At 62.0% G+C, this 23,543-nt stretch carries 22 protein-coding genes and 1 tRNA gene; 19 read left to right on the top strand and 4 right to left on the bottom strand.

Features of this window, described 5'->3' with window-relative positions:
* Nucleotides 1-68: 68 nt before the first annotated feature.
* The 14 genes from MUW49_RS16650 to MUW49_RS16585 all read left to right on the top strand — a co-directional run bounded on the left by MUW49_RS16650 (nucleotide 69) and on the right by MUW49_RS16585 (nucleotide 14,458).
* Nucleotides 69-144: transfer RNA gene (locus MUW49_RS16650), tRNA-Thr, on the top strand.
* A 213-nt stretch (nucleotides 145-357) separates the two neighbouring features.
* Nucleotides 358-1,623 (top strand): cytosine deaminase, encoded by a 1,266-nt coding sequence (locus MUW49_RS16645; protein ID WP_182976201.1) that lies wholly within the window; start codon nucleotides 358-360, stop codon nucleotides 1,621-1,623.
* Nucleotides 1,624-1,710: 87 nt separating this feature from the next.
* Nucleotides 1,711-2,088 carry a fluoride efflux transporter CrcB gene (crcB, locus tag MUW49_RS16640; protein ID WP_010672354.1) on the top strand — a complete coding sequence of 126 codons (378 nt, stop codon included), beginning with the start codon at nucleotides 1,711-1,713 and terminating at the stop codon, nucleotides 2,086-2,088.
* 65 nt (nucleotides 2,089-2,153) lie between these two features.
* A complete protein-coding gene (gene ubiE / locus MUW49_RS16635; protein ID WP_201872755.1) occupies nucleotides 2,154-2,906 on the top strand; it encodes a bifunctional demethylmenaquinone methyltransferase/2-methoxy-6-polyprenyl-1,4-benzoquinol methylase UbiE in 753 nt (250 codons plus the stop codon).
* A gap of 8 nt (nucleotides 2,907-2,914) precedes the next feature.
* The gene (locus MUW49_RS16630) at nucleotides 2,915-3,523 is read left to right on the top strand and encodes an SCP2 sterol-binding domain-containing protein (protein ID WP_201872756.1); all 609 of its coding nucleotides are present in this window, start codon (nucleotides 2,915-2,917) and stop codon (nucleotides 3,521-3,523) included.
* Complete coding sequence (gene ubiB / locus MUW49_RS16625) at nucleotides 3,523-5,163, top strand: ubiquinone biosynthesis regulatory protein kinase UbiB (protein ID WP_042017422.1); 1,641 nt, start codon at nucleotides 3,523-3,525, stop codon at nucleotides 5,161-5,163. Before MUW49_RS16630 ends, ubiB begins: the two co-directional genes overlap by 1 nt.
* A 39-nt stretch (nucleotides 5,164-5,202) precedes the next feature.
* Nucleotides 5,203-5,451, top strand: coding sequence for a Sec-independent protein translocase subunit TatA (tatA, locus tag MUW49_RS16620; RefSeq protein WP_010672358.1), 249 nt, complete (start codon nucleotides 5,203-5,205; stop codon nucleotides 5,449-5,451).
* Nucleotides 5,452-5,454: 3 nt separating this feature from the next.
* The gene (tatB, locus tag MUW49_RS16615) at nucleotides 5,455-5,913 is read left to right on the top strand and encodes a Sec-independent protein translocase protein TatB (protein WP_244812989.1); all 459 of its coding nucleotides are present in this window, start codon (nucleotides 5,455-5,457) and stop codon (nucleotides 5,911-5,913) included.
* Nucleotides 5,910-6,662, top strand: coding sequence for a twin-arginine translocase subunit TatC (gene tatC / locus MUW49_RS16610; protein ID WP_010672360.1), 753 nt, complete (start codon nucleotides 5,910-5,912; stop codon nucleotides 6,660-6,662). Before tatB ends, tatC begins: the two co-directional genes overlap by 4 nt.
* 111 nt (nucleotides 6,663-6,773) lie before the next feature.
* Nucleotides 6,774-7,559, top strand: a complete 786-nt coding sequence (locus tag MUW49_RS16605; protein WP_244812988.1) for a TatD family hydrolase — start codon at nucleotides 6,774-6,776, stop codon at nucleotides 7,557-7,559.
* 3 nt (nucleotides 7,560-7,562) lie between these two features.
* Complete coding sequence (gene hemB, locus MUW49_RS16600) at nucleotides 7,563-8,582, top strand: porphobilinogen synthase (RefSeq protein WP_039041081.1); 1,020 nt, start codon at nucleotides 7,563-7,565, stop codon at nucleotides 8,580-8,582.
* 221 nt (nucleotides 8,583-8,803) lie between these two features.
* Nucleotides 8,804-10,846 carry an oligopeptidase A gene (gene prlC, locus MUW49_RS16595; RefSeq protein ID WP_042864699.1) on the top strand — a complete coding sequence of 681 codons (2,043 nt, stop codon included), beginning with the start codon at nucleotides 8,804-8,806 and terminating at the stop codon, nucleotides 10,844-10,846.
* 234 nt (nucleotides 10,847-11,080) lie between these two features.
* Complete coding sequence (locus MUW49_RS16590) at nucleotides 11,081-13,648, top strand: GGDEF domain-containing phosphodiesterase (protein ID WP_216944857.1); 2,568 nt, start codon at nucleotides 11,081-11,083, stop codon at nucleotides 13,646-13,648.
* Nucleotides 13,649-13,708: 60 nt separating this feature from the next.
* Nucleotides 13,709-14,458, top strand: coding sequence for a class I SAM-dependent methyltransferase (locus tag MUW49_RS16585; RefSeq protein WP_244812990.1), 750 nt, complete (start codon nucleotides 13,709-13,711; stop codon nucleotides 14,456-14,458).
* Between the two features lie 70 nt (nucleotides 14,459-14,528).
* Here the strand turns inward: MUW49_RS16585 and MUW49_RS16580 are convergent, their stop codons facing one another.
* The 3 genes from MUW49_RS16580 to rhlB are packed head-to-tail and all read right to left on the bottom strand — an operon-like array spanning nucleotide 14,529 to nucleotide 17,595.
* Nucleotides 14,529-14,789, bottom strand: a complete 261-nt coding sequence (locus MUW49_RS16580; protein ID WP_041214156.1) for a Rho-binding antiterminator — start codon at nucleotides 14,787-14,789, stop codon at nucleotides 14,529-14,531.
* 12 nt (nucleotides 14,790-14,801) lie between these two features.
* Nucleotides 14,802-16,292 (bottom strand): guanosine-5'-triphosphate,3'-diphosphate diphosphatase, encoded by a 1,491-nt coding sequence (gppA, locus tag MUW49_RS16575; RefSeq protein WP_244812987.1) that lies wholly within the window; start codon nucleotides 16,290-16,292, stop codon nucleotides 14,802-14,804.
* Nucleotides 16,293-16,305: 13 nt separating this feature from the next.
* Nucleotides 16,306-17,595 (bottom strand): ATP-dependent RNA helicase RhlB, encoded by a 1,290-nt coding sequence (rhlB, locus tag MUW49_RS16570; protein ID WP_041212041.1) that lies wholly within the window; start codon nucleotides 17,593-17,595, stop codon nucleotides 16,306-16,308.
* A gap of 113 nt (nucleotides 17,596-17,708) precedes the next feature.
* Between rhlB and trxA the strand changes: the two genes are divergently transcribed.
* The 5 genes from trxA (at nucleotide 17,709) to fre (ending at nucleotide 22,979) form a co-directional block, all read left to right on the top strand.
* Nucleotides 17,709-18,035, top strand: a complete 327-nt coding sequence (gene trxA, locus MUW49_RS16565) for a thioredoxin TrxA (RefSeq protein WP_010672369.1) — start codon at nucleotides 17,709-17,711, stop codon at nucleotides 18,033-18,035.
* Between the two features lie 207 nt (nucleotides 18,036-18,242).
* Nucleotides 18,243-19,508 (top strand): transcription termination factor Rho, encoded by a 1,266-nt coding sequence (gene rho / locus MUW49_RS16560; protein ID WP_010672370.1) that lies wholly within the window; start codon nucleotides 18,243-18,245, stop codon nucleotides 19,506-19,508.
* A 106-nt stretch (nucleotides 19,509-19,614) separates the two neighbouring features.
* Nucleotides 19,615-20,622, top strand: coding sequence for a hypothetical protein (locus MUW49_RS16555; RefSeq protein WP_244812986.1), 1,008 nt, complete (start codon nucleotides 19,615-19,617; stop codon nucleotides 20,620-20,622).
* 33 nt (nucleotides 20,623-20,655) lie between these two features.
* A complete protein-coding gene (gene ubiD / locus MUW49_RS16550) occupies nucleotides 20,656-22,125 on the top strand; it encodes a 4-hydroxy-3-polyprenylbenzoate decarboxylase (RefSeq protein ID WP_010672372.1) in 1,470 nt (489 codons plus the stop codon).
* A 155-nt stretch (nucleotides 22,126-22,280) separates the two neighbouring features.
* Nucleotides 22,281-22,979, top strand: coding sequence for an NAD(P)H-flavin reductase (gene fre, locus MUW49_RS16545; protein WP_010672373.1), 699 nt, complete (start codon nucleotides 22,281-22,283; stop codon nucleotides 22,977-22,979).
* Between the two features lie 139 nt (nucleotides 22,980-23,118).
* On the opposite strand, the gene MUW49_RS16540 is transcribed toward fre, so the two are convergent.
* Entirely contained in the window at nucleotides 23,119-23,376 is a 258-nt protein-coding gene (locus tag MUW49_RS16540) for an accessory factor UbiK family protein (protein ID WP_010672374.1), read from the bottom strand.
* Nucleotides 23,377-23,543 lie beyond the last annotated feature (167 nt).

The raw sequence follows: 23,543 nt of genomic DNA, 5'->3' as shown, positions 1-23,543 counted from the left end.
GAGAGTAGGACACTGCCAGGCACCCAATTTTAGATTACGCATTGAGCGTGGTCTTTACCGGTTAGTGTGCTGATATGGCTCAGTCGGTAGAGCGCATCCTTGGTAAGGATGAGGTCCCCAGTTCGATTCTGGGTATCAGCACCATTAAATAAGAAAGCCTCCCAATCGGGAGGCTTTTTTGTATCTGCCTTTCAGCCATCCATCGCAAATTGCAGTCCTGCAATGTCGCACCTTCTTGTTGTTGAGATATCTTCCCTTTCTATCCCGTATGCTTTCCGGGCGCCGCTTCTCTCTTAAAGGGATCCGGGCTAAGTTGTGGATTGGCAAAGACAACTACGCTTTCGAAGGGGAAAGAACATGCTGATTAGGAATGTGCGTCTGGCGGGCAGGGAAGGGATGTGGCAAATCCTCTGTCAGGGAGGCGTGATCCGGGCCATCGAGCCCATGAGCACCCCTCTGCTCGCAGCCCATGAGCTTGATGGTGAGGAGGGTCTCGCCATCGCCCCCTTTATCGAGCCTCACATCCATCTTGATACCACCCAGACGGCCGGTGAACCGAGCTGGAACCTCTCCGGCACCCTGTTCGAGGGGATTGAACGCTGGGCGGAGCGCAAGGCACTGCTGACCCGCGAGGATGTGAAGCTGCGGGCCATCCAGACGTTGAAGTGGCAGATCGCCAACGGCATCCAATTCGTCCGCACCCATGTGGATGTCTCCGATCCCAATCTGGTCGCCCTGAAGGCGATGCTGGAGGTGCGGGAGGAGATGAAGGAGTGGGTGGAGCTGCAGATAGTGGCCTTCCCACAGGAGGGGATCCTCTCCTACCCCAACGGCAAGGCGTTACTTGAAGAGGCTCTCAAACTGGGCGCCGACGTGATAGGCGCCATCCCCCATTTCGAGTTTACCCGGGAGTACGGGGTCGAAAGTCTGCACTACGTCTTCGATCTTGCAGAGAAATATCAGGTTCTGGTGGATGTGCATTGCGACGAAATCGATGACGAACAGTCCCGTTTTATCGAGACGCTGGCAACCCTGGCCTACGAGCGCGGTATTGGCCATCGGGTGACCGCCAGCCACACCACCGCCATGCACTCCTACAACGGAGCCTATGCCTCGCGGCTGTTCCGGCTGCTCAGGATGGCGGACATCAACTTCGTCGCCAATCCGCTGGTGAACATTCACCTGCAGGGGCGCTTCGACAGCTATCCCAAGCGTCGTGGCATCACCCGGGTGAAGGAGATGCTGGAGGCGAACATCAACGTCTGTTTCGGTCATGACGACGTGTTCGATCCCTGGTATCCCATGGGCACGGCCAACATGTTGCAGGTGCTGCACATGGGGCTGCATGTCTGCCAGATCATGGGCTACGAGCAGATCAATGACAGCCTCAAGCTGATCGGCAGCCACAGCGCCCGCACCCTGAACGCGCAGGATCGCTACGGCATCGAGGTGGGCAAGCCCGCCAACCTGCTGATCCTTCCTGCAGAGAATGGTTTCGATGCGGTGCGCCGCCAGGTGCCGGTACGTTATTCCATCCGCCATGGCAGAGTCATCGCCGATACTCGCCCGGCCGAGACGACCCTCCACCTTGTGAATCCAGAACGGGTAGACTTTCGCCGCTAGGGTCTAGCAGGGTCGATTAATTGCCCGGCTGTCCCCTGCTGCCGACATTTTGCATAATGCCAACCTGACACTCTTGGAGACTGCTTGATGCAAACCTGGTTATTTGTCGCTGCCGGAGGCGCCTTCGGTGCCTGCCTGCGTTTTGGCATCGCCGAGCTGATGGCCTGGCTGCTGGGACGCCACTTTCCCTATGGCACCCTGGTGGTCAACGTGGTCGGTTCCTTCATCATGGGGATTGCCTATGCCCTGATCAGCCATGGTCACGTGGTGGAACACCCGATGAAGCCATTGCTGATGGTGGGTATCCTCGGCGCCCTGACCACCTTCTCCTCCTTTGCCCTCGATACGGTCGTGCTGGCCCAGCAAGGGGCCTATCTGAAGGCGCTGCTCAATATCGGTCTCAATCTGTTCCTCTGTCTGGCCATGGTCGTGCTGGGGATGCAGTTGGTCGCAAGCCGGGTTTGAGGTGTCCGCACGCCATCGGCTCTGGTAAACTGGCGGCCATTCTTTGCTCTATGGGTATTTGAGGGATGTCGGAACAGACTACTACTACGCATTTTGGCTATAAAACCGTGGCAGCGACCGAGAAGGAAACCCTGGTCGCCGGTGTCTTTCATTCGGTAGCGGCCAAGTATGATCTGATGAACGATCTGATGTCGTTCGGCATCCATCGCCTCTGGAAGCGCTTTACCATCGACTGCTCCGGTGTCCGCAAAGGACAGAAGGTGCTGGATCTGGCTGGCGGTACAGGGGATCTGACCGCCAAGTTCTCCCGCATCGTGGGTGAGACCGGTCAGGTGGTCCTGGCGGACATCAACGACTCCATGCTGAAAGTGGGCCGCGACAAACTGCGCAACCTGGGGGTGGCCAACAACGTCTCCTACGTACAGGCCAATGCCGAGGCGCTCCCGTTCCCTGACAACCATTTCGACGTCATCACCATCGGCTTCGGCCTGCGCAACGTCACCGACAAGGACAAGGCGCTTGCCTCCATGTTCCGGGTGCTCAAGCCGGGTGGCCGCCTGCTGGTGCTGGAGTTCTCCAAACCGGTGAGCGAAGTGATCGCCAAGCTGTATGATCTCTACTCCTTCAAATTGCTGCCGAAAATGGGCGAAATCGTCGCGAATGACAGCGAAAGTTACAAATACCTGGCGGAATCCATCCGCATGCACCCGGATCAGCAGACCCTGGCAGGCATAATGGAGAATGTCGGGTTCGAACAGGTTGAGTTCTACAACCTGACCCAGGGCGTGGTCGCCCTGCACCGCGGTTACAAGTTTTAAGGTCGCCTATGCCGATGGATGCCATGGTCACCGCGGTGATCGAAACCAGCCTCAACCAGTTGCTGGCCCTGGACAAACAGAGCCCGGAGCGGTTGCGCAAGCTGACGGGCAAGGTACTCAAACTGGAGCTGCGCGAGCTCAAGCCGCTCTGGTTTGTCTTCTCGGAGCGCCGTCTGGATGTGCTGGCCAGGTTTGAAGGGGAGGCGGATGCGGTGCTGAGTCTCTCCCTGACCGCCCTCGGCCTGCTCAAGGAGCCTTCCGCCCTGACCCGCTACATCCGCGAGGAGAAGCTGGACCTGAGCGGTGACCCCCAGCTGGTGCAGGCATTCAGCGCCCTGCTTGGCGAGCTCGATATCGACTGGGAAGAGGAGCTGTCCCGCTACACCGGCGACGTGGTGGCCCACATCCTGTGCAGTGGTGCCCGTCAGGCTCGCCGTTTTGTGGGGCGAGAGTTGTGCCGTTCCCAGCGTCAAGTGGCCGAGTATTTGACCGAGGAGGCTAGGCTTGCCCCGGGTCCGCTGGAAGTGGCGAGCTTCAATGACGATGTCGAAGAGCTGGCCCAACAGATGAAGGCGATCGAGTTGCGGCTTGCCCGCCTCGAACAGCAGGTGAGCTGATGACCCCGAAGGAGTTCAAACGCCTCTATCGCATCGTCAGCATCCTGCTGGAACAGGGCATCGACGAGCTGGTGCCCGCCCGTTATCAGCCCTGGCCTGGCCGTCTGGCCCGTCGCAGTCTGTTCTGGCTCAAGAACAAGCAACAAGGCATGAGCCGTGGCGCCCGCATTCGCCTCGCCTTCGAGGCCCTGGGCCCCATCTTCATCAAGTTCGGCCAGATGCTCTCGACCCGCCGAGACCTGCTGCCCCCCGACATTGCCGAAGAGCTGGCCCTGCTGCAGGACAGGGTGCCTCCCTTCTGTGGTCAGGCCGCCCGTCGCCAGATAGAAGAGAGCCTGGGTTGCCCCGTCGAGACCCTGTTCGATGACTTCGACGAGACGCCGCTGGCATCCGCCTCCATCGCCCAGGTGCACACCGCCCGGTTGAAGGAGAACGGCCGCGAGATCGTCATCAAGGTGATCCGTCCCGATATCGAGCCGGTCATTGAGGCCGACCTGCGCCTGATGCAGGCCCTGGCCCGTCTGGTGGCCCGTTTCGTGCCCCAGAGCGGACGACTGCGCCCCGTCGAGGTGGTGGAGGAGTATCGCAAGACCATACTCGACGAGCTCAACCTGATGCGCGAAGCGGCCAACGCCATCCAGTTGCGCCGCAACTTCACCGGCTCCGAGGCGCTCTACGTGCCCGAGGTGTTCACCGAGCACTGCCGCGAGCAGGTGCTGGTGATGGAGCGGATCTACGGCATTCCGGTCTCCGACATTGCCGCGCTGGAAGCCAACGGCACCAACATGAAGCTGCTGGCCGAGCGCGGAGTGGAAGTGTTCTTCACCCAGGTGTTCCGCGACAGCTTCTTCCACGCCGACATGCACCCGGGCAACATCTTCGTCTCTTTCGAACACCCGGAGAATCCGCTCTGGATCGGCATCGACTGCGGCATCGTCGGCACCCTCAACCGGGAAGACAAGCGCTACCTGGCGGAGAACTTCCTCGCCTTCTTCAATCGCGACTACCGCCGTGTGGCCGAGCTGCACGTGGAGTCAGGCTGGGTGCCACCCGATACCAAGGTGGACGAGTTCGAGTTCGCCATCCGCACCGTGCTGGAGCCCATCTTCGAGAAACCGCTCTCCGAGATCTCCTTCGGCCACGTGCTGCTCAATCTGTTCAACACCGCCCGTCGATTCAACATGCAGGTGCAGCCGCAGCTGGTGCTGCTGCAAAAGACCCTGCTCTATGTGGAAGGGCTGGGTCGCCAGCTCTATCCCCAGCTGGATTTGTGGCAGACCGCCAAGCCCTATCTGGAAAACTGGATGCACGAGCAGGTCGGCCCCAAGGCGGTGTGGAATGCCATCAAGGAGAAGGCGCCGTTCTGGGCGGAGAAACTGCCGGAGCTGCCGGAGCTGGTCTACGAGACCCTGCGTCAGGCCCGCCATCAGCAGCACCACTTCGACCAGATGTTTGCCGATTTCCGTCGCCACAGTCGCCGTCAGGGGCAGGCTCGCTACCTCTTAGGGGTTGGAGCCAGCCTGCTGCTCGCGGGTGTATTCTTGCTGACCCAGAAACAACACATTGAGTGGGGACAAATCAGCCTCGCCGGCGCCGGGTTATGCTGGCTGCTGGGTTGGTTGCGAACCCGTTCCCATTAAATAACCTGCGCCATCGGGCGCCTATCCGGAGAAAAAGTCATGGGTGGTATCAGTATTTGGCAGTTGTTGATCATCGCAGTCATCGTCGTGCTGTTGTTCGGCACCAAGAAATTGCGCGGTATCGGCGGCGATCTGGGCGCGGCGGTCAAGGGGTTCAAGAAGGCGCTCTCCGATGAGCCGGCCGACACCAAACCCGAGCAGAAAGATGCCGAGTTCCCGACCAAGCAGTTGAACGAGACGGCCAGCAACGCCGAAGCCGCCAAGCAGAAAGACAAAGATCAGGCCTAAGCCATGTTCGACATCGGTTTTTGGGAACTGGTCGTCATCGGCGTCGTCGCCCTGGTGGTGCTGGGTCCCGAGCGGTTGCCGGTCGCGATCCGCACCGCCAGCCACTGGATAAGGCTGATCCGCAGCACCGCCAACTCGGTCAAGGCCGAGCTGGAACAGGAGCTCAAGTTGCAGGATCTGCACAACGACCTGAAGAAGGCCGAACGGTTGCAGATGAACAACCTGAGCCCCGAGCTGCAGGAGTCCATCGAGCAGTTGAAAGCGGCCGCCCAGTCTGTGAATCGTCCCTATCAGGGGGAGAACGAGATCCGCCCGCCTCGGGAGCTCGCCCAGGCTGAGCCAGCCACTCCGGTGGCGGCCTCGGTGCCCGCGACCCCAGAGGTGCCACCGGTCAACAGCCAGCGAGAGAGCGAGCCTGTGCCCGCCAGCGAGTCCGCAGCCAAAGGGGAGGTGAAGCCATGAGTCAGGCAGAACAGCCCCTCATCAGCCATCTGGTGGAGCTGAGAACCCGTCTGCTGCGCGCGATCTCCGCCATCCTGCTGGTGTTCATCGCGCTCATCTACTTCTCCAACAACATCTACGACTTCGTGGCCCAGCCGCTACTCAGCCAGTTGCCGGCAGGCACCAGCATGATAGCGACGGATGTGGCGACGCCCTTCATCACGCCCATCAAGCTGACCCTGGTGGTCTCCTTCTTCGTGGCGATCCCCTATCTGCTCTATCAGGCCTGGGCCTTCATCGCACCCGGTCTGTACCAGCACGAACGGCGGCTGATCCTGCCTCTGGTGGCCTCCAGCGCCGTGCTGTTCTACGCGGGGATGGCGTTCGCCTACTACGTGGTGTTCCCCCTGGTGTTCGGCTTCTTCACCAGTACCGCCCCCGCCGGGGTGACGGTGGCGACCGACATCGCCAGCTACCTGGACTTCGTGCTGACCCTGTTCTTCGCGTTCGGGGTGGCGTTCGAGATCCCGGTGGCCACTATACTGCTCTGCTGGACCGGGGTGACCACCCCCAGGAGCCTGAAGGAGAAGCGCCCTTACGTCATCGTCGGGGTCTTCGTGGTCGGTATGTTGCTGACGCCGCCCGATGTCTTTTCCCAGACTCTGCTCGCGATCCCCATGTGGGGCCTGTGGGAGATAGGTCTGTTCTTCGCCCGCTTCTACGTGAAGAAAGAGGACGAGGAGCAGCAACAAACGGAAGAGGGGAGCTGAGGCTCCCTTCCTCTTTTCATGCATCCGTTCGAGGCGTATGGTAAGGCCCCATCGAGTAGATGGTTTTCAAATGCCTGATATGCACCTCGTTTGTCCGGAACCCCTGACTCCATGATCGACATCGGTTTGAACCTGACCAGCAGCCAGTTCGCAGGCGAACAGGCCGACCTGGTGGAACGCGCGCGCGCCGCCGGGGTGGAAGCCCTGATCCTGACCGGCACCGATCTGGCCGGCAGCCGCGAGAGCGCCGCATTGGCCGCCCGCTGGCCCGGTTACTGCTTCTCCACCGCCGGGGTGCATCCCCATGATGCCAAAAGCGTCAATGAGACGACCCTGCCCGCCCTGCGGGAACTGGCGGCCCTGCCCCAGGTGGTGGCTATCGGCGAGTGCGGTCTCGACTACAACCGGGACTTCTCCCCCCGCCCGGTGCAGGATGCGGTGTTTGACGCCCAGCTGGCGCTCGCCGCCGAGCTCGGGATGCCGGTGTTTCTGCACTGCCGCGATGCCCATGACAAATTCGTCGAGATCCTGCGCCCCTGGTTGCCCCGCCTGCCGGGGGCCGTGCTGCACTGCTTCACCGGCTCCGACGCCGAGCTGGACGAGTGCCTGGCGCTGGGGCTGCATATCGGGGTGACCGGCTGGCTCTGTGACGAGCGCCGTGGCCAGCTGCTGCGCGAGCAGGTGGCCCGCATTCCGGCGGGTCGCCTGATGATAGAGACGGACGCCCCCTACCTGGTGCCGCGGGATCTGAAACCCAGGCCCAAACGCAACGAACCCGCTTTTTTGCCGCACATCGCCCAGGTGGTGGCGACCTGCCGTGGTGAAGCGCCCGAGGCCTTGCTGGCCCATACCCGGGCCACCTCCGCCGCATTCTTCCAACTTCCGCTTTTGGAGTGATTCATGGCCACAACTCTTCCGGGGGCCTTCCCGGGCCGTCGCCTGCGCCGGGTGCGCAAACATGACTTCAGCCGCCGCCTGGTGCGCGAGAACGTACTGACCGTCGACGATCTCATCTATCCCGTGTTCGTGCTGGAGGGGGAGGGTCAGCGAGAGGCCGTTGCCTCCATGCCGGGGGTGGACAGGCTCTCCATCGATCTGCTGCTCGAAGAGGCCGCCGAACTGGTGGCCCTGGGTGTGCCGGCGGTGGCCCTGTTCCCGGTGACGCCGCTGGAGAGAAAGAGTCTGATGGCGGAAGAGGCTTACAACCCGGATGCCCTGGCCCAGCGGGCGACCCGTGCCCTCAAGGCTCGCTTCCCGGAGCTCGGGGTCATCACCGATGTGGCGCTCGACCCCTTCACCACCCATGGCCAGGACGGCATCATCGATGACGAAGGCTATGTGCAGAACGACATCACCACCGAGATCCTGGTGAAGCAGGCGCTCTCCCATGCCGCCGCCGGGGCCGACATGGTGGCACCGTCCGACATGATGGACGGCCGCATCGGTGCCATCCGCGCGGCGCTGGAGGAGAATGGCTTCGTCAACGTGCAGATCATGGCCTACTCCGCCAAGTACGCCTCCCACTACTACGGCCCGTTCCGCGATGCGGTGGGCTCCGCCGCCAACCTCGGCAAGAGCAACAAGGCCACCTACCAGATGGACCCGGCCAACGGCAACGAAGCCCTGCACGAGGTGGCCCTCGACATCGCCGAAGGGGCAGACAGCGTCATGGTCAAGCCGGGCATGCCCTACCTGGACATCATCCGTCGGGTGAAGGATCAGTTCGGCGTGCCGACCTTCGCCTATCAGGTGAGCGGCGAGTACGCCATGCACATGGCGGCGATCCAGAATGGCTGGCTCAAGGAGAAAGAGTGCGTGATGGAATCCCTGCTCTGCTTCAAGCGGGCCGGGGCCGATGGCATCCTCACCTACTTCGCCAAGCGGGTCGCCCAGTGGTTGAAAGAGGACGCCCGACGCTGAGGCGGGGAGTGTCCATGCCCTCACAATGCCGGCCCTCGGGCCGGCATTGTCGTCTCTGGCAGATGAAATGCTGGTTTTATGAACAAAATGCCTGAAAAAGTGGGCAACAAGCCCGTCTCTTGGCGGCAAAGGCTTGATAAATGGGGTTTCTGCCTACATCTTAGATGGTCCAAGCAGGCTTCTGGACGGCAGGGGCTGCAGAGCATTTAGAGGTACCGCAGATGACTAACCCTTTGCTGACAATGGACTCGCTGCCTCCCTTCAGCCAGATCCAGCCCGATCAGGTGCAACCTGCCGTGACGCAGGCCATCGCCGATTGCAAACAGAAGATTGAGGATGTGCTGGCCCAGAAGGAGCCTCACACCTGGGACAGCCTGATCGCCCCGCTGGAAGAGGTCAACGACCGCCTCTCCCGGATCTGGTCCCCCATCAGCCACCTCAACGCCGTGCAGAACAGCGAGGCGCTGCGGGCGGCTCACGATGCCTGCCTGCCGCTGCTGTCCGAATTCCAGACCTATGTCGGTCAGCATGAAGGGCTCTATCAAGCCTATCTGGCCCTCTCCGAGAGCGATGATTTCCCCCGGCTGGATGATGCCCAGCGCAAGGAGATCCTGAACACCCTGCGCGATTTTCGCCTCTCCGGCATCGGTCTGCCTGCCGAGGCGCAGCAGCGTTACGGCGAGATCCAGGCCCGCCTCTCGGAGCTCGCCTCCCGTTTCAGCAACAACGTGCTGGACGCGACCCAGGGCTGGCACAAGCTGGTGACCGACGAGGCCGAGCTGGCTGGTCTGCCCGCGAGCGCCCAGGCTGCCGCGCGCCAGATGGCCGAACTCAAGGGCAAGGAGGGGTGGCTGTTCACCCTGGACATCCCCTCCTACCTGCCGGTGATGATGTATGCCGACAGCCGCGCCCTGCGTGCCGAGCTGTATGAGGCCTTCACCACCCGCGCCTCCGACCAGGGCCCCAACGCCGGCAAGTGGGACAACTCCGCCATCATGACCGAGTTGCTCACCCTGCGCCGGGAGCTGGCCCGACTGCTGGGCTTTGCCAACTATGCCGAACTCTCCCTCGCGACCAAGATGGCGGACAAGCCGGAGCAGGTGGTGGACTTCCTCACCGACCTGGCTGCCAAGTCCCTGCCCCAAGGCAAGGCGGAGCTGGAGGAGATCCGCGCCTTTGCCGCCGAGCAGCACGGTCAGGACGAACTGGCGGCCTGGGATCTTGCCTATTACGCAGAAAAGCTCAAACAGCACAAGTTTTCGGTCTCTGATGAGCAGTTGCGTCCCTACTTCCCCGCCGGTCGGGTCGTGAAGGGGCTGTTCGAGGTGGTCAAGCGGGTGTTCGGCATGAAGGTGCGCGAGCGTCTCGGCATCGACACCTGGCACCCGGACGTGCGCTTCTACGACATCTTTGACGCCGATGACGAGCTGCGCGGCAGCTTCTACCTGGATCTCTACGCCCGCGAGCACAAGCAGGGCGGCGCCTGGATGGATGTCTGCCTGGGTCGCCGCTACCGTCAGGACGGCTCCCTGCAAAAGCCGGTGGCCTACCTGACCTGCAACTTCAACGGCCCGGTGGACGGCAAGCCGGCCCTGTTCACCCACAACGAAGTGGTCACCCTGTTCCACGAGTTCGGCCACGGCATTCACCACATGCTGACCCGCATCGATGTGGCCGGCGTGGCCGGCATCAACGGCGTGGCCTGGGATGCGGTGGAGCTGCCGAGCCAGTTCCTCGAGAACTGGTGCTGGGAATCCGAGGCGCTGGCCTTCATCTCCGGCCATTACGAGACCGGGGAGCCGCTGCCCGCCGATCTGCTGGAGAAGATGCTGACCGCCCGCAACTTCCAGGCGGCGATGCAGATGCTGCGCCAGCTGGAGTTCGCCCTGTTCGACTTCCGTCTGCACCAGACCTTTGACCCGACCAGAGCGGATCAGATCCCTGCGCTGCTGGCTGAGGTGCGCAGCCAGGTCGCCGTGATGACGCCTCCGGCGTTCAACCGCTTCCAGCACAGCTTCTCCCACATCTTCGCGGGCGGCTACGCGGCGGGCTACTACAGCTACAAGTGGGCCGAGGTACTCTCTGCCGACGCCTTCTCCCGCTTCGAGGAGGAGGGGATCTTCAACCCGGCCACGGGCCACTCCTTCCTGAAGAACATTCTGGAAAAGGGCGGCTCCAGGGAGCCGATGGAGCTGTTCCGTGCCTTCCGTGGCCGGGAGCCCCAGGTGGATGCGCTGCTGCGTCACAGTGGTATCGCCGCGTGAGGTCCCGCCGCCACAGTGAGCCTCGATTGGATGAGCTGCCGCGCCACTGCGGGAGCTTCAAGCAGGTACACATTTGCGGCATAGTGGGATCGAAACGTGATTTTTGATAGAAAAAGGGACCTTTTGGTCCCTTTTTCCAAGCCTTTTTAATATCTTGCGGAGTGCATGTTTGCACTGTCCCCGCCTCTTCAGTAGAGTCGGGTTCTACCTTCCAGGGAGAGAAAGAACCTTGCCATGAGGCGAGCACTCGAGTCTGTCTATCAAATCATCTCCAGCCTGTCTCATTCGAGTGGTCAGGGATATTTTGATGCCTTTGTGAGTGAAATCGCCAACGCGGTGGGGGCTGACTTCGTCCTGGTGTCCGGCAAGGATCAAGCGGGTCTGTTCTTTACCGTGCATGCCGCCTATCCCGTCTCCCTCGACATCAACTCCTACAGCTTCCCCCTCGCCGACACTCCGGGCGAGATCGCCATGCAACAGGGTGAAGCCTGGTTCAGTGATCGCACCCGCCAGCTGTTCCCCCACGCTGCCGTGCTGGAGCGCTGCGAGGTGAGAGCCTATGCCGGCGTCGCGCTCAAGAACGCCGAGGGAGAGACCATCGGCCTGTGCAGCGTCATGTTCAAGCGGGCCATGCCGAGAATGGAGAAGATAGTGGGCCTGCTGCGTCTGCTGGCCCCGCTCGCCGGTCGTGAGCTGGCGCTGATGTATCAGCAGCGCCAGAGCCAGGAGCAGCCGGCGCAACCGGAACATCACCACTTCCTGGACACCATGATGTCCCATGCGCCCGTGGGCATCGGCAAGGTGGATCTGGGCGGCAAGATCCTCTGGGCGAACCCAGCCATCGAGAAGATGCTCGGCTACAGCCAGGAGGAGCTGCAACAGCTCACCGTCGCCGAAATCAACCATCCGGACGACTGGCAGACCAGCATTGCGCTCTACGACGCCCTCAAGCGGGGAGAGCGTCCCGCGTTTACCCAGGAGAAGCGTTATCTCCATCGGGATGGGACCGTCCTGTGGGGACGGGTGACGGTGACCCTGATCCGCAACGAGCAGATGCACCCCGACTATCTCATGGTGGTGCTGGAGAACATCGATCCCATCAGGCGCCATGCGGAGCAGCTCAAGCTCTCCCACCGGGTCTATGACAACCTCTCCGAAGCCATTCTGGTGTGCGATGCCGACAGTCGCATCATCTCGGTCAATCCGGCCTTCGAGAAGATCACCGGTTACAGCGAGGAGGAGGCGTGTGGCCAGCGGCCCAGCATGCTCAAGTCCGGACTGCACGATCAGACCTTCTATGCGGACATGTACCACGCCCTGGAGCGGGTGGGGATCTGGCGTGGGGAGGTGTGGAACAAGCGCAAGAACGGCAAGCTTTATCCCCAGCAGCTGATGATCAGCGCCGTGCGGGAAGGGGGCAAGATCAGTCAGTACATCGCCATCTTCAGCGATCTTTCCCAGACCAAGCTGGCGGAGCAGAAGATCGCCGCCCAGGCCAACTACGACAACCTCACCGGCCTGCCCAACCGCTGGCTGTTCGGTCGCTGTCTGGCCCGCTTCTGCGAGCGGGGGGAGCGCTTCGCCCTCATGGTGCTCGACCTCAACAACTTCAAGGCGGTCAACAACAGCATGGATCACCATGTGGGCGACGCCCTGCTGCGGGAAGTATCGGATCGGCTGGTGAGCCGGGTGCGCACCGAGGACCTGGTGGCCCGCATCGGCGGTGACGAGTTTGCCTTCCTGGTGCCCGGTATCGTCAACCGCCGTCAGGCCGAGGTATTTGCCAAGCAGGTGATCGGCGGCTTTGCCCGTCCCTTCATGCTGGCCAACCAGCACCTCTATGTGACCGCCACCCTGGGGATCACCCTCTGTCCCAATGACGGCGGCGACAGCGACGAGCTCTTGCGCAATGCCGAGCAGGCCCTGTTCGTCGCCAAGCGCCAGGGACGCCCCCTCGGCACCTACAACGCCTCCATGCGGGAAGAGGTGAGCCAGCGCCACCAGATGCAGCACGATCTGGCGGAGGCCATCAAGCTGGGCCAGCTGACCATGGCCTACCAGCCCATCTGGGACAACCGCAGCGGCCGGGTCGCCAAGCTGGAGGCCCTGGTGCGCTGGTATCACCCCCACTGGGGTCAGGTCTCACCGGCGGATTTCATCCCGCTGGCGGAAGAGGCGGGGCTCATCCAGGGGCTGGGTGCCCTGGTGCTGTGGCAGTCTTGCCGGGATCTGGCCAGATTGCAGCAGTCCGGCTTCCCGGATCTGCAGATGTCCATCAACCGCTCCACCCTGGAGTTCCAGACTATAGACCCGGAGGCCAACGAGTGGCTCAGGGTGATCCGCCACTTCGAGCTGGATCCGGCGGACATCATCATCGAGATCACCGAATCTCTGCTGATGGAGACCAGCGATCAGCACAGGGTGCGGATCGATGCTCTGCGCGAGGCGGGCTGCAAGCTGGCCATCGACGACTTCGGCACCGGCTACTCGGCACTGAACTACCTGCGTACCTTCCCGGTGGATTTGGTGAAGATCGATCGCTCCTTCGTGCGCCATATTCCCTTCAACGAGCAGGACCGCCTGCTGCTCGACGGCATCATCAACATCGTGCACAACCTCGGCATGCAGGTGGTGATCGAAGGGGTGGAGACCCGGGAGCAGCTCAACTTCCTCTGCCAGAAGGGGTGCGCCTTCACCCAGGGGTATCTGCTCAGCCGCCCGCTGCCCTTCGACGATCTGACCGAGTACCTGAGTCTCAACCGTCAGGGCATGAACCTGGCGAATCTGACCACGGTGAGCTGACCCCCCGCTTCTGCTATCATGCCGGCTTCTGCGCCGTGATGAGTCCATGTTATGCCCCATATTCAGGTTTTCAGTGAAGTGCCCGCCCGCGATGGCGAGCTCGACGCCCTGCGCCAGCGCCTTGCCGACGTGGCGTTTCCCGCTCCCTTCGCCCTGGTGCTGACCGAATCGCGGTTGGAGCTGCGCAAGCTGGACGAACCCAAGCTGGGGGCCGTCTATGTGGACTTCGTGGAAGGGGCGGTGGCCCATAGGCGCAAGTTCGGTGGCGGGCGCGGCCAGTCCATCGCCAAGGCGGTGGGATTGAAGTCGGGAGCCATGCCGACCGTGGTGGATGCCACCGCCGGGCTCGGGCGCGATGCCTTCGTGCTCGCCTCCCTCGGCTGCAAGGTGACCCTGATCGAGCGCAGCCCCGTGGTGGCGGCCCTGCTCCAGGACGGTCTGACCCGGGCGGGGCAGGATCCCGAGATAGGCCTCTGGGTGCGCGAGCGGATGCAACTGCTGCAAGGCCCGGCGGTGGAGACCCTGCTGGCGCTGACCGAGCGGCCGGAGGTCATCTACCTGGATCCCATGTTCCCCCACAAGCAGAAGTCGGCGCTGGTGAAAAAAGAGATGCGGGTGTTCCAGTCCCTGGTGGGGGCGGATCTCGACGCGGATGCCCTGCTGCCGGCGGCGCTCAGGATGGCTGACAAGCGGGTGGTGGTGAAGCGGCCCGACTATGCGGGCTGGCTCAACGAGCACAAGCCCAGCATGGCCATCGAGACAAAGAGCAACCGCTTCGACGTCTATGTGATGGCGGCGCTGGCGAGTTGAGTGGCGACTGGCAGGGAGTTTGAGCGTCAAACGAAGAGGGCCAACCTGATCAGGTTGGCCCTCTTGCTATTCATTGGCTGCGGGGTGGGGCGAAGTGGATCCGCTTTTCTTCCCCTTGCCAGACGAGTTCCAGGGTCGCCAGGTCCGCCAGGCTGAGGCGCTCAGCGCGCTCCAGCAGCAGATATTCTACTCCGTCGCTGGCTTCTATGGTACGGATCCTGTCCGCCCAGGTTCGTCCATCCCGGTCGGTGATCGTGACGGGCAGTTGCCAGCTGGCGGCGATCTCCAGCCAGTCGTACAGGTCACAGCTGACGGGTTGGTAATCGGCCATGGGGTGTGTGCCTCAGGCTTCCAGCAGCCGGGTGGACCAGCCCATATTCTGCTGGCGTTCCACCTCGAGGCGCAGCTCGCTGGCGCGCAGGTAGTGCTCGTCCAGCCACCCCTTGGGCAGGGTCAGGGTCAGGGCATCTTCATCGGCTTGCAGCATGAACCTGGGCACAGTGCCCTGGGTCCGGCGCATGCAGAGGATGAGGGAGATGCGCAGGATGCGGGCCAGCCGGATCGCCTGGCGACCGGTGACGGCGCCCTGTTTCTCCAGCGGCTCCAGCTTGAATTCATCCCGCTGGTTGAACAGCAGGGCCGACAGCAGCTTCTTCTGCGCGGGGGTGAAGCCCGGCATGTCGATGTTGTCGATGATGTAGGCGGCGTGCTGCGGCGCCTTCTTGTACTCGATGCACAGACCGATTTCGTGCAGCAGGGCCGCGTAGCGCAGGATCGGGCGGCCGTAGCGCTTGGAGAGGCGCCAGGCCGGCTGCAGCTGGGTGAACGCCTCGATGGCGGTGTCGCGGACCCGCTCGGCGTGCTCCTTGTCGAGCTGGTAGCGGCTGATCAGGCTGTCGGCGGTGCGATCCCGGGCATCACAGTCGTGATTGTTGCCGAGCAGGCCGTAGATGAGCCCTTCACGCAGGGCACCGCCCGCCAGGGTCATGCTCTCGATGTCGAGGGTTTCGAAGATGGCGATCAAGATGGCGAGGCCGGAGGGGAACACGGTCAGCCGTTCGGCCGCCAGCCCTTCGAGCTGCAACTGATCGAGTCTGCCGCAGGCGATGGCCTGACCCATCAGCTCTTGCAACTTGGGTAGGGTGACCCGCTCGCTCTTGCCCTGGGCCAGCATGATCTCCTGCAGCGCCTGGACGGTGCCGGAGGCGCCGACGCAGGTGCGCCAGCCGAGGACACGGTAGTCCGCAGCCACTTTCTCCAGTACCGCCTTGGCGGCGGCAATGGCCTGGTTGAAGCGCGCCTCGGAGAGCTCGCCATCACCGAAGTGGTTGTTGAGCCAGGTGACGCAGCCCATGTGCAGGCTGTTGAGCAGCTTGGCTTCGCTCTGCTCGCCGATCACCAGCTCGGTGCTGGCGCCGCCGATGTCGATCACCAGCCGATTGCCTTCCCCGGCCGAGGTCCAGGAGACCCCCTCATAGATGGTCTTGGCTTCTTCCTCGCCCGAGATGATCTCGATGCTGTGGTTGAGCACCCGTTCCGCTTCGCTGATGAATTCGTCGACGTTGGTGGCCAGGCGCAGGGTGGCGGTGCCCACTACCCGGATGTTGTCGGACGGGATGTCCTGCAACTGCTCGGAGAAGAGGCGCAGACAATCCCAGCCCCGCTCCATGGCGGCACGGTTGAGGCGAAAATCGGCATCGAGGCCGGCGGCGAGGCGTACCTTGCGCTTGACCTTGGTGACGGTGCGCAGGGCACCGGCGACCTCGCGCACCACCAGCATGTGAAAGCTGTTGGAGCCGAGGTCGATGGCGGCATAGAGAGGCGAGTTGTGCAACTTGGCCGATCCCTCAGTTCTTGCGGGGGGGGCGACGACGGTTGTTGCTGTTGCCACCGCCCTGGCGATCCCGCATGTTGCGGTTCACCGGCTGGCGGTTGCGGAACACCCGTTTCGGCGCGGTGACGTCATCCAGCAGCGCCTCGCGGTCATACTTGCTGACCGGGATGGGGTGGTGGATGTACTCCTCGATGGCCGGCAGGTTGAAGGCATAGTCTTCACAGGCCAGGCTGATGGAGTGACCGCTTTTGCCTGCGCGGCCGGTACGACCGATGCGGTGGACATAGTCTTCGGCATCGTCGGGCAGGTCGTAGTTGAAGACGTGGGTCACGTCGGGGATGTGCAGACCACGGGCAGCCACGTCGGTGGCGACCAGGATATCCAGGGTGCCCTTGGTGAACTCTTCCAGGATCTTCATCCGCTTCTTCTGCGGCACGTCGCCGGTCAGCAGGCCGACGCGGTGGCCGTCGTTCTCCAGCCAGGCGTGAACGTCTTCACAGACGTGCTTGGTGTTGGCGAAGACGATGGCTTTCTCGGGCCACTCCTCTTCCATCAGGGAGAGCAGCAGCAACATCTTGTCTTCGTTGGAGGGGTAGAAGAGCTCCTCCTTGATCCGCACGCCGGTCATCTGTTCCGGTTCGACCTGCACATGTTCCGGGTGGTTCATGTGTTCATAGGCCAGCTCCTGCACCCGCAGGGAGAGGGTGGCGGAGAACAGCATGCTCAGACGCTCGGTGGCGGGGGGCATGCGGCGGAACAGGAAACGGATGTCCTTGATGAAGCCCAGATCGAACATGCGATCCGCTTCGTCCAGTACCACGACCTGGATGTTGCCGAGATCGATGACCTTGGACTTGAAGTAGTCGATGATGCGACCCGTGGTGCCGATAAGGATGTCGACGCCCTGTTCCAGCACGGCCAGCTGCTTGTCGTAGCCTTCGCCACCATAGGCGAGACCGAGCTTGAGCCCGGTGGAGGCTGACATGCTCTCTGCATCGTTATAGATCTGGACGGCCAGCTCCCGGGTCGGGGCCATGATGATGGCGCGGGGCTGGTTGATGAGGCGCGGCCTGGTCAGCGGATGGGTCAGCAAATAGTTGAATGTCGCCGCCAGGAAAGCCAGGGTTTTGCCGGTCCCCGTCTGGGCCTGACCGGCGAGGTCATGACCTTCAACCAGCAGGGGCAGGGACAGTGCCTGGATGGGCGTACAATAGTGAAATCCCTTTGATTCCAGACCAGCCAGAACTTCGGGTTCGAGGCCCATTTGGGCGAATTTTTCGGTCGTTAGATGTGTTTTGCTCATGGCGGTAGGTTATCAGGTTAGGCTTGCAATAATAAACAGGATCATTTCAAATAGGGCAACTATTGCCTTTGTTGAACCATCAATAAAGCCTTAATTACTGACTGGAGTTGGAGATGAGTGACAAGATTGTTCAGCTGAGCGATGCCAGCTTCGAGGCCGATGTAATCAACGCCGACAGCCCTGTTCTGGTCGATTTCTGGGCCGAATGGTGTGGACCGTGCAAGATGATTGCCCCGATCCTGAACGAAGTTGCTCAGGAATATGAAGGTCGCGTGACCGTGGCGAAATTGAACATCGATCATAACGCCGACACTCCGCCCAAGTACGGCATTCGTGGTATCCCGACCCTGCTGCTGTTCAAGAATGGTGAAGTGGCAGCGACCAAGGTCGGCGCCCTGTCCAAGACCCAACTGAAAGAGTTCCTGGACGGCAACCTGTAATAATCAAGAAGGAGCGCATTGCAATAATGCGCTCCTTGTGTTTTATCACCTAGACGCTCACCCTGATTGGTGCTAGTTTATCGCTCGTTTGCTAACCTTTTTGCCTGACTCTTTGCTTAACTACCAGCCTGGCAAGTCAAATCCGATCAGCATCAATCCAGCAGACTGTCTCCTCATTTCAATCCTTGCTTACAGACTTTCACCACTATGAATCTGACTGAACTTAAGAACACTCCTGTGTCCGAGCTGGTCCAGCTTGGCGAATCCATGGGGTTGGAAAATCTGGCTCGGGCGCACAAGAAAGACATTATCTTTGCAATCCTCAAGGCGCACGCCAAGGGCGGCGAGGATATCTTTGGCGACGGTGTGCTGGAAATCCTGACCGACGGTTTCGGTTTCCTGCGCAGTGCAGACGGCTCTTATCTCGCTGGTCCGGATGACATCTATGTCTCCCCGAGCCAGATCCGCCGCTTCAACCTGCGTACCGGCGATACCATCTCCGGCAAGATCCGGCCGCCGAAAGAGGGCGAGCGCTATTTCGCCCTGCTCAAGGTCAACGACGTCAACTACGACCGTCCGGAAAACTCCCGCAACAAGATCCTGTTTGAAAACCTCACTCCCCTGCACGCCAACGAGCGTCTGCGCATGGAGCGTGGCAACGGTTCCACCGAAGACATCACCGCCCGCGTACTGGATCTGGCATCCCCGATCGGCAAGGGCCAGCGCGGTCTCATCGTTGCACCGCCCAAGGCCGGTAAGACCATGCTGCTGCAGAACATCGCCCAGAGCATCGCCTACAACCACCCGGATTGTGAGCTGATCGTGCTGCTGATTGACGAACGTCCGGAAGAAGTGACCGAGATGCAGCGGATGGTGAAGGGCGAAGTGATCGCCTCCACCTTCGACGAGCCGGCCTCCCGTCACGTCCAGGTCGCCGAAATGGTGATCGAGAAGGCCAAGCGTCTGGTCGAGCACAAGAAGGATGTGGTGATCCTGCTGGACTCCATCACCCGTCTGGCCCGCGCCTACAACACCGTCATCCCGTCTTCCGGCAAGGTGCTGACCGGTGGTGTGGACGCCAACGCCCTGCACCGTCCGAAGCGTTTCTTCGGTGCGGCGCGCAACGTCGAAGAGGGCGGCAGTCTGACCATCATCGCCACCGCGCTGATCGATACTGGCTCCAAGATGGATGAAGTCATCTACGAAGAGTTCAAGGGTACCGGCAACATGGAACTGCACCTCTCGCGCAAGATTGCCGAGAAGCGCGTCTACCCGGCCATCGACATCACTCGCTCCGGCACCCGCAAGGAAGAGCTGCTGACCGCACCGGACGAGCTGCAGAAGATGTGGATCCTGCGCAAGATCATTCACCCCATGGGCGAGATCGACAGCATCGAGTTCCTCATCGACAAGCTGGCTGCGACCAAGACCAACGACGAGTTCTTCGACTCCATGAAGCGTCAACAGAAGTAACAGCCTCTTCAATGACAAAACCGCGGCCCAGGTCGCGGTTTTTGTTTATCTATTTCACGGCTGGCTTAGTAGTATGAAGCCTCGATGTCACAAGGAAAGGGACGTCATGAAGCTGGTGTTGTTCATATGGATGGGTTGGTTGTGGCTGGCGGCCCCGGTGCATGCCGATTCCCCGCCGCAATTGCAGGCTCCCCTGGTGGCGGACGAGGGACTGGAGGGGCATCGGGCGTACCTGGACGGCCGCATGGCGCTCGGGCAGTTTGATGCCATGGACGCGTTGCTCGAGACCCTGTCGGTGGGGCAGCGGGAGTTCCTGTTGTTCCAGTTGCTGGGTGAGCTCAAGTCATCGGGCGCACCGAGCCCGGCGCTGCTGGCCTGGGTGCGGGCACAAGCGGCCAAGGCGCCACAATGGCTGGTGGAAGGGAAGGTGGACGGTTTCCTGGTGCAGCTACCCGCCTATGACTTCCCCGCCGAGGCCCGGCTGGTGCTGAGCCACTGGCAGCAGCTGGCCTGGCAGGACAACTATCGCCAGTTGCTGGAGCAGGATCGCTTCGACTTCAAGCAGGTCTACTACAGCCGCAATCCCGAGCTGGCACAGCAGCAGCAGGCCCTGCTGGCGGTGCTCGATCGGCAGCCGGTATCCGTGTTGCGCCGGGAGGCGCAGCGGCTTGCCGCCCTCAATCTCTTCCTGCCGGACAACCAGTTGCTGCTGCACTTCATCGAACAGACCGGGGAGACGGCACTCTACCTCAAGCTGTGGCGTCAGCCAGTGGATCACGATAGCCTGACTGCACTACACACCATTTCCCGCTTTTATTCAGGGCAGGAGGCGAGCGATCTGCTGATCGCCGCCAGCCAGAACAGCCGCCTGATGGTCCCCGCCCTGCACCAGCTCAGCCGCCTCTCCCCCTTGCCGGACGGGGCCCAGCAGTTCCTCCTGGCCGAACTCGGCAAGCACCAGTATGGCGGGCTGGTGGCCGGCCTGTTGTTGCAGATGGACGAGCCCAGGCTCCTGGGTCAATTGGCAAACCGGCTGACGCTTCAGGAGCGGCGACACGCCTCGTCCGTCATGAGGTCCGATACGGGTACACCGGATACGCCGCCAGGGTTATAATGCGGGACCACCTGATCCCGCTGGGGTACTTGCATGAAATACAAGGACTTGCGTGATTTTATCGCGCAGTTGGAACAAAACGGACAGCTCAGGCGCATCAGTCGCGAGATAGACCCCTATCTGGAGATGACCGAGATCAGCGACCGTACCCTGCGTGCGGGGGGCCCGGCTCTGCTGTTTGAGAATCCCAAGGGCTACACCATGCCGGTGTTGACCAACCTGTTCGGCACGCCGGACCGGGTTGCCATGGGCATGGGCCAGCCCAACGTCAGCGCCCTGCGCCAGGTGGGGACCTGGCTCTCCTACCTGAAAGAGCCGGAGCCGCCTCGCGGGCTCAAGGAGCTGATGGAGAAGCTGCCCATCTTCAAGCAGGTGCTCAACATGCCGACCAAGCGGCTCTCTTCGGCCCCCTGTCAGCAGGTGGTGCTGGAAGGGGACGCGGTGGATCTGGATCAGATCCCCATCCAGCACTGCTGGCCCGGGGATGTGGCGCCCCTGGTCACCTGGGGTCTGACCATCACCCGCGGTCCCTACAAGAAGCGGCAGAACCTCGGCATCTATCGCCAGCAGAAGATCGGCAAGAACAAGCTGATCATGCGCTGGCTGGATCACCGGGGCGGCGCCATCGATTTTCGCGAGTGGCAGGAGGCCCACCCGGGCGAACGCTTCCCGGTGGCGGTGGCGCTGGGCGCCGATCCGGCGACCATCCTGGGCGCGGTGACGCCGGTCCCGGACAGCCTCTCCGAATACGCCTTTGCCGGTCTGCTGCGGGGCAGCCGTACCGAGGTGGTGAAGGCGCTGAGCTGCGATCTGGAAGTGCCCGCCAGCGCCGAGATCGTGCTGGAAGGCTATCTGGAGCCGGGGGAGATGGCCCCCGAAGGGCCTTACGGCGATCACACCGGCTACTACAACGAAGTGGACGAGTTCCCGGTCTTCACCATCACCCACATGACCATGCGCCGGGATGCCATCTACCACAGCACCTACACCGGCCGTCCGCCCGATGAGCCGGCGGTGCTCGGGGTGGCGCTCAACGAGGTGTTCGTGCCGCTGTTGCAGAAGCAGTTCCCCGAGATCGTGGATTTCTACCTGCCGCCGGAGGGGTGCTCCTACCGGATGGCGGTGGTGACCATCAAGAAGCGCTACCCGGGCCACGCCAAGCGGGTGATGCTGGGGGTCTGGTCCTTCCTGCGCCAGTTCATGTACACCAAGTTCGTGATCGTCTGCGATGACGACATCAACGCCCGGGACTGGAAGGACGTTATCTGGGCCATCACCACCCGGATGGATCCGGCCAGGGACACCACCCTGATCGAGCACACCCCCATCGACTACCTGGACTTCGCCTCGCCGGTCTCCGGGCTCGGCTCCAAAATGGGGCTGGATGCCACCAACAAGTGGCCGGGGGAGAGCAACCGGGAGTGGGGGCAGCCCATCGTCCAGGACGAGGCGGTAAAGCAGAAGATCGATGCCATCTGGGACGAGCTGAAGATCCTCGACTGAGGGATCCCCGATGCGGCGCGGCCATTGTGATGCAAAAGTGCGGTATTGCCGTGCCGAATTGGGTATGCTCGACGGACCTGACCACCAACTGGTCGCCATAAAAACAGTGAAACCATGAGCGAAGCGGGCCGGGCAGGCCCCTCACAAGGACAAGAATGCAACGTATCAAGTGCCGCGTAGAGGAACTGCGCGAATATGTCGACACCATCTGGCACGTGGCGCTGGCGCCGCAGCAGGAGGTGAGCTTCAAGCCGGGCCAGTATCTGCTGGTGGTGATGAGCGATTCGGACAAGCGCCCCTTCTCCATCGCCAACTCGCCGACCCGCTCCGGCGTGCTGGAGCTGCAGATCGGTGCCACTCCCGAGAATGCCTATGCCGGTCAGGTGCTGGCCCGCATGCGCGAACAGGGAGAGATCGAGGTCGAGCTGGCCGCCGGCAAGGCGTTCCTGCGCGACGAATCCCCCCGACCGCTGATCCTGATGGCGGGAGGCACCGGCTTCTCCTATGCCCGCGCCATCCTGGAATACCTGATCGGCAGCGGCAGCAAGCGTCCGGTGTTCCTCTACTGGGGCGTACGCCAGGCGCACTGGCTCTACGAGCTGGAGCAGATGCAGCAGTGGGAGCGCGACTACGCGCCGCTGACCTTCATTCCCGTGGTGCAGGAGCCCGAGAGCGACTGGACCGGCAGGACCGGGCTGGTGCACAAGGCCATCATGGATGACTTCGTCAGCCTGCATGACTACGACATCTATGTGGCGGGCCGCTTCGAGATGGCCGGTGCCGCGCGGGAAGAGTTCAAGGTGCTGGGCGCCGAGCCCGAGCGCATCTTCGGCGATGCCTACGAGTTTATCTGACCACGGCCAACCGCAGAGCGTCGATCTGCCCCCTTATCGTCTTGCGAGAGAAGGGGGGATGAGAAACTCGTTGTCCCCATAAAAACGACAAACCCCAGCCTGGCTGGGGTTTGTGCTATCTACGGCGGGTCACGCCGGATCATTCGCCCTTGGCAGCGAGCTGCTGCTCGAGCTGGGCCAGCTTGGCCTCGAGGGCGGTCAGCTTCTCCCGGGTGCGCAGCAGCACCTTGGTCTGCACGTCGAACTCCTCGCGGCTCACCAGATCCAGCTTGTTGAGCTGAGCCTGCAAGACCTGACGGGTCTTTTTCTCCACCTCTTCACCCATACTGCGAATGCCGGGGGGCAGGGCGTTGTGTATCTGTTTGGCGATCTCTTCCAGTTTTTTCGGGTCGATCATGGGGGTCTCCTTAAGCAATGGCGCCATTCTACCGACAAATCGTCCCCTTTGCCGAGATCGGGGCGGCTTTTTGCGCCATGGATCCCATCGGGCTCTGGTCGGGTCTGGTTGATGGACCCTGGCTGCTACCCTGTGACACCGGGAATCAATTCCAATTCCTTGATGGT

This window comes from Aeromonas sp. LsrichE-8G (genome assembly GCF_022869435.1).
In the GTDB taxonomy this organism is placed as follows: domain Bacteria; phylum Pseudomonadota; class Gammaproteobacteria; order Enterobacterales; family Aeromonadaceae; genus Aeromonas; species Aeromonas caviae.
Note: the sequence above shows the minus strand (reverse complement) of the source record. Positions and strands in the feature narration are given on the sequence as shown.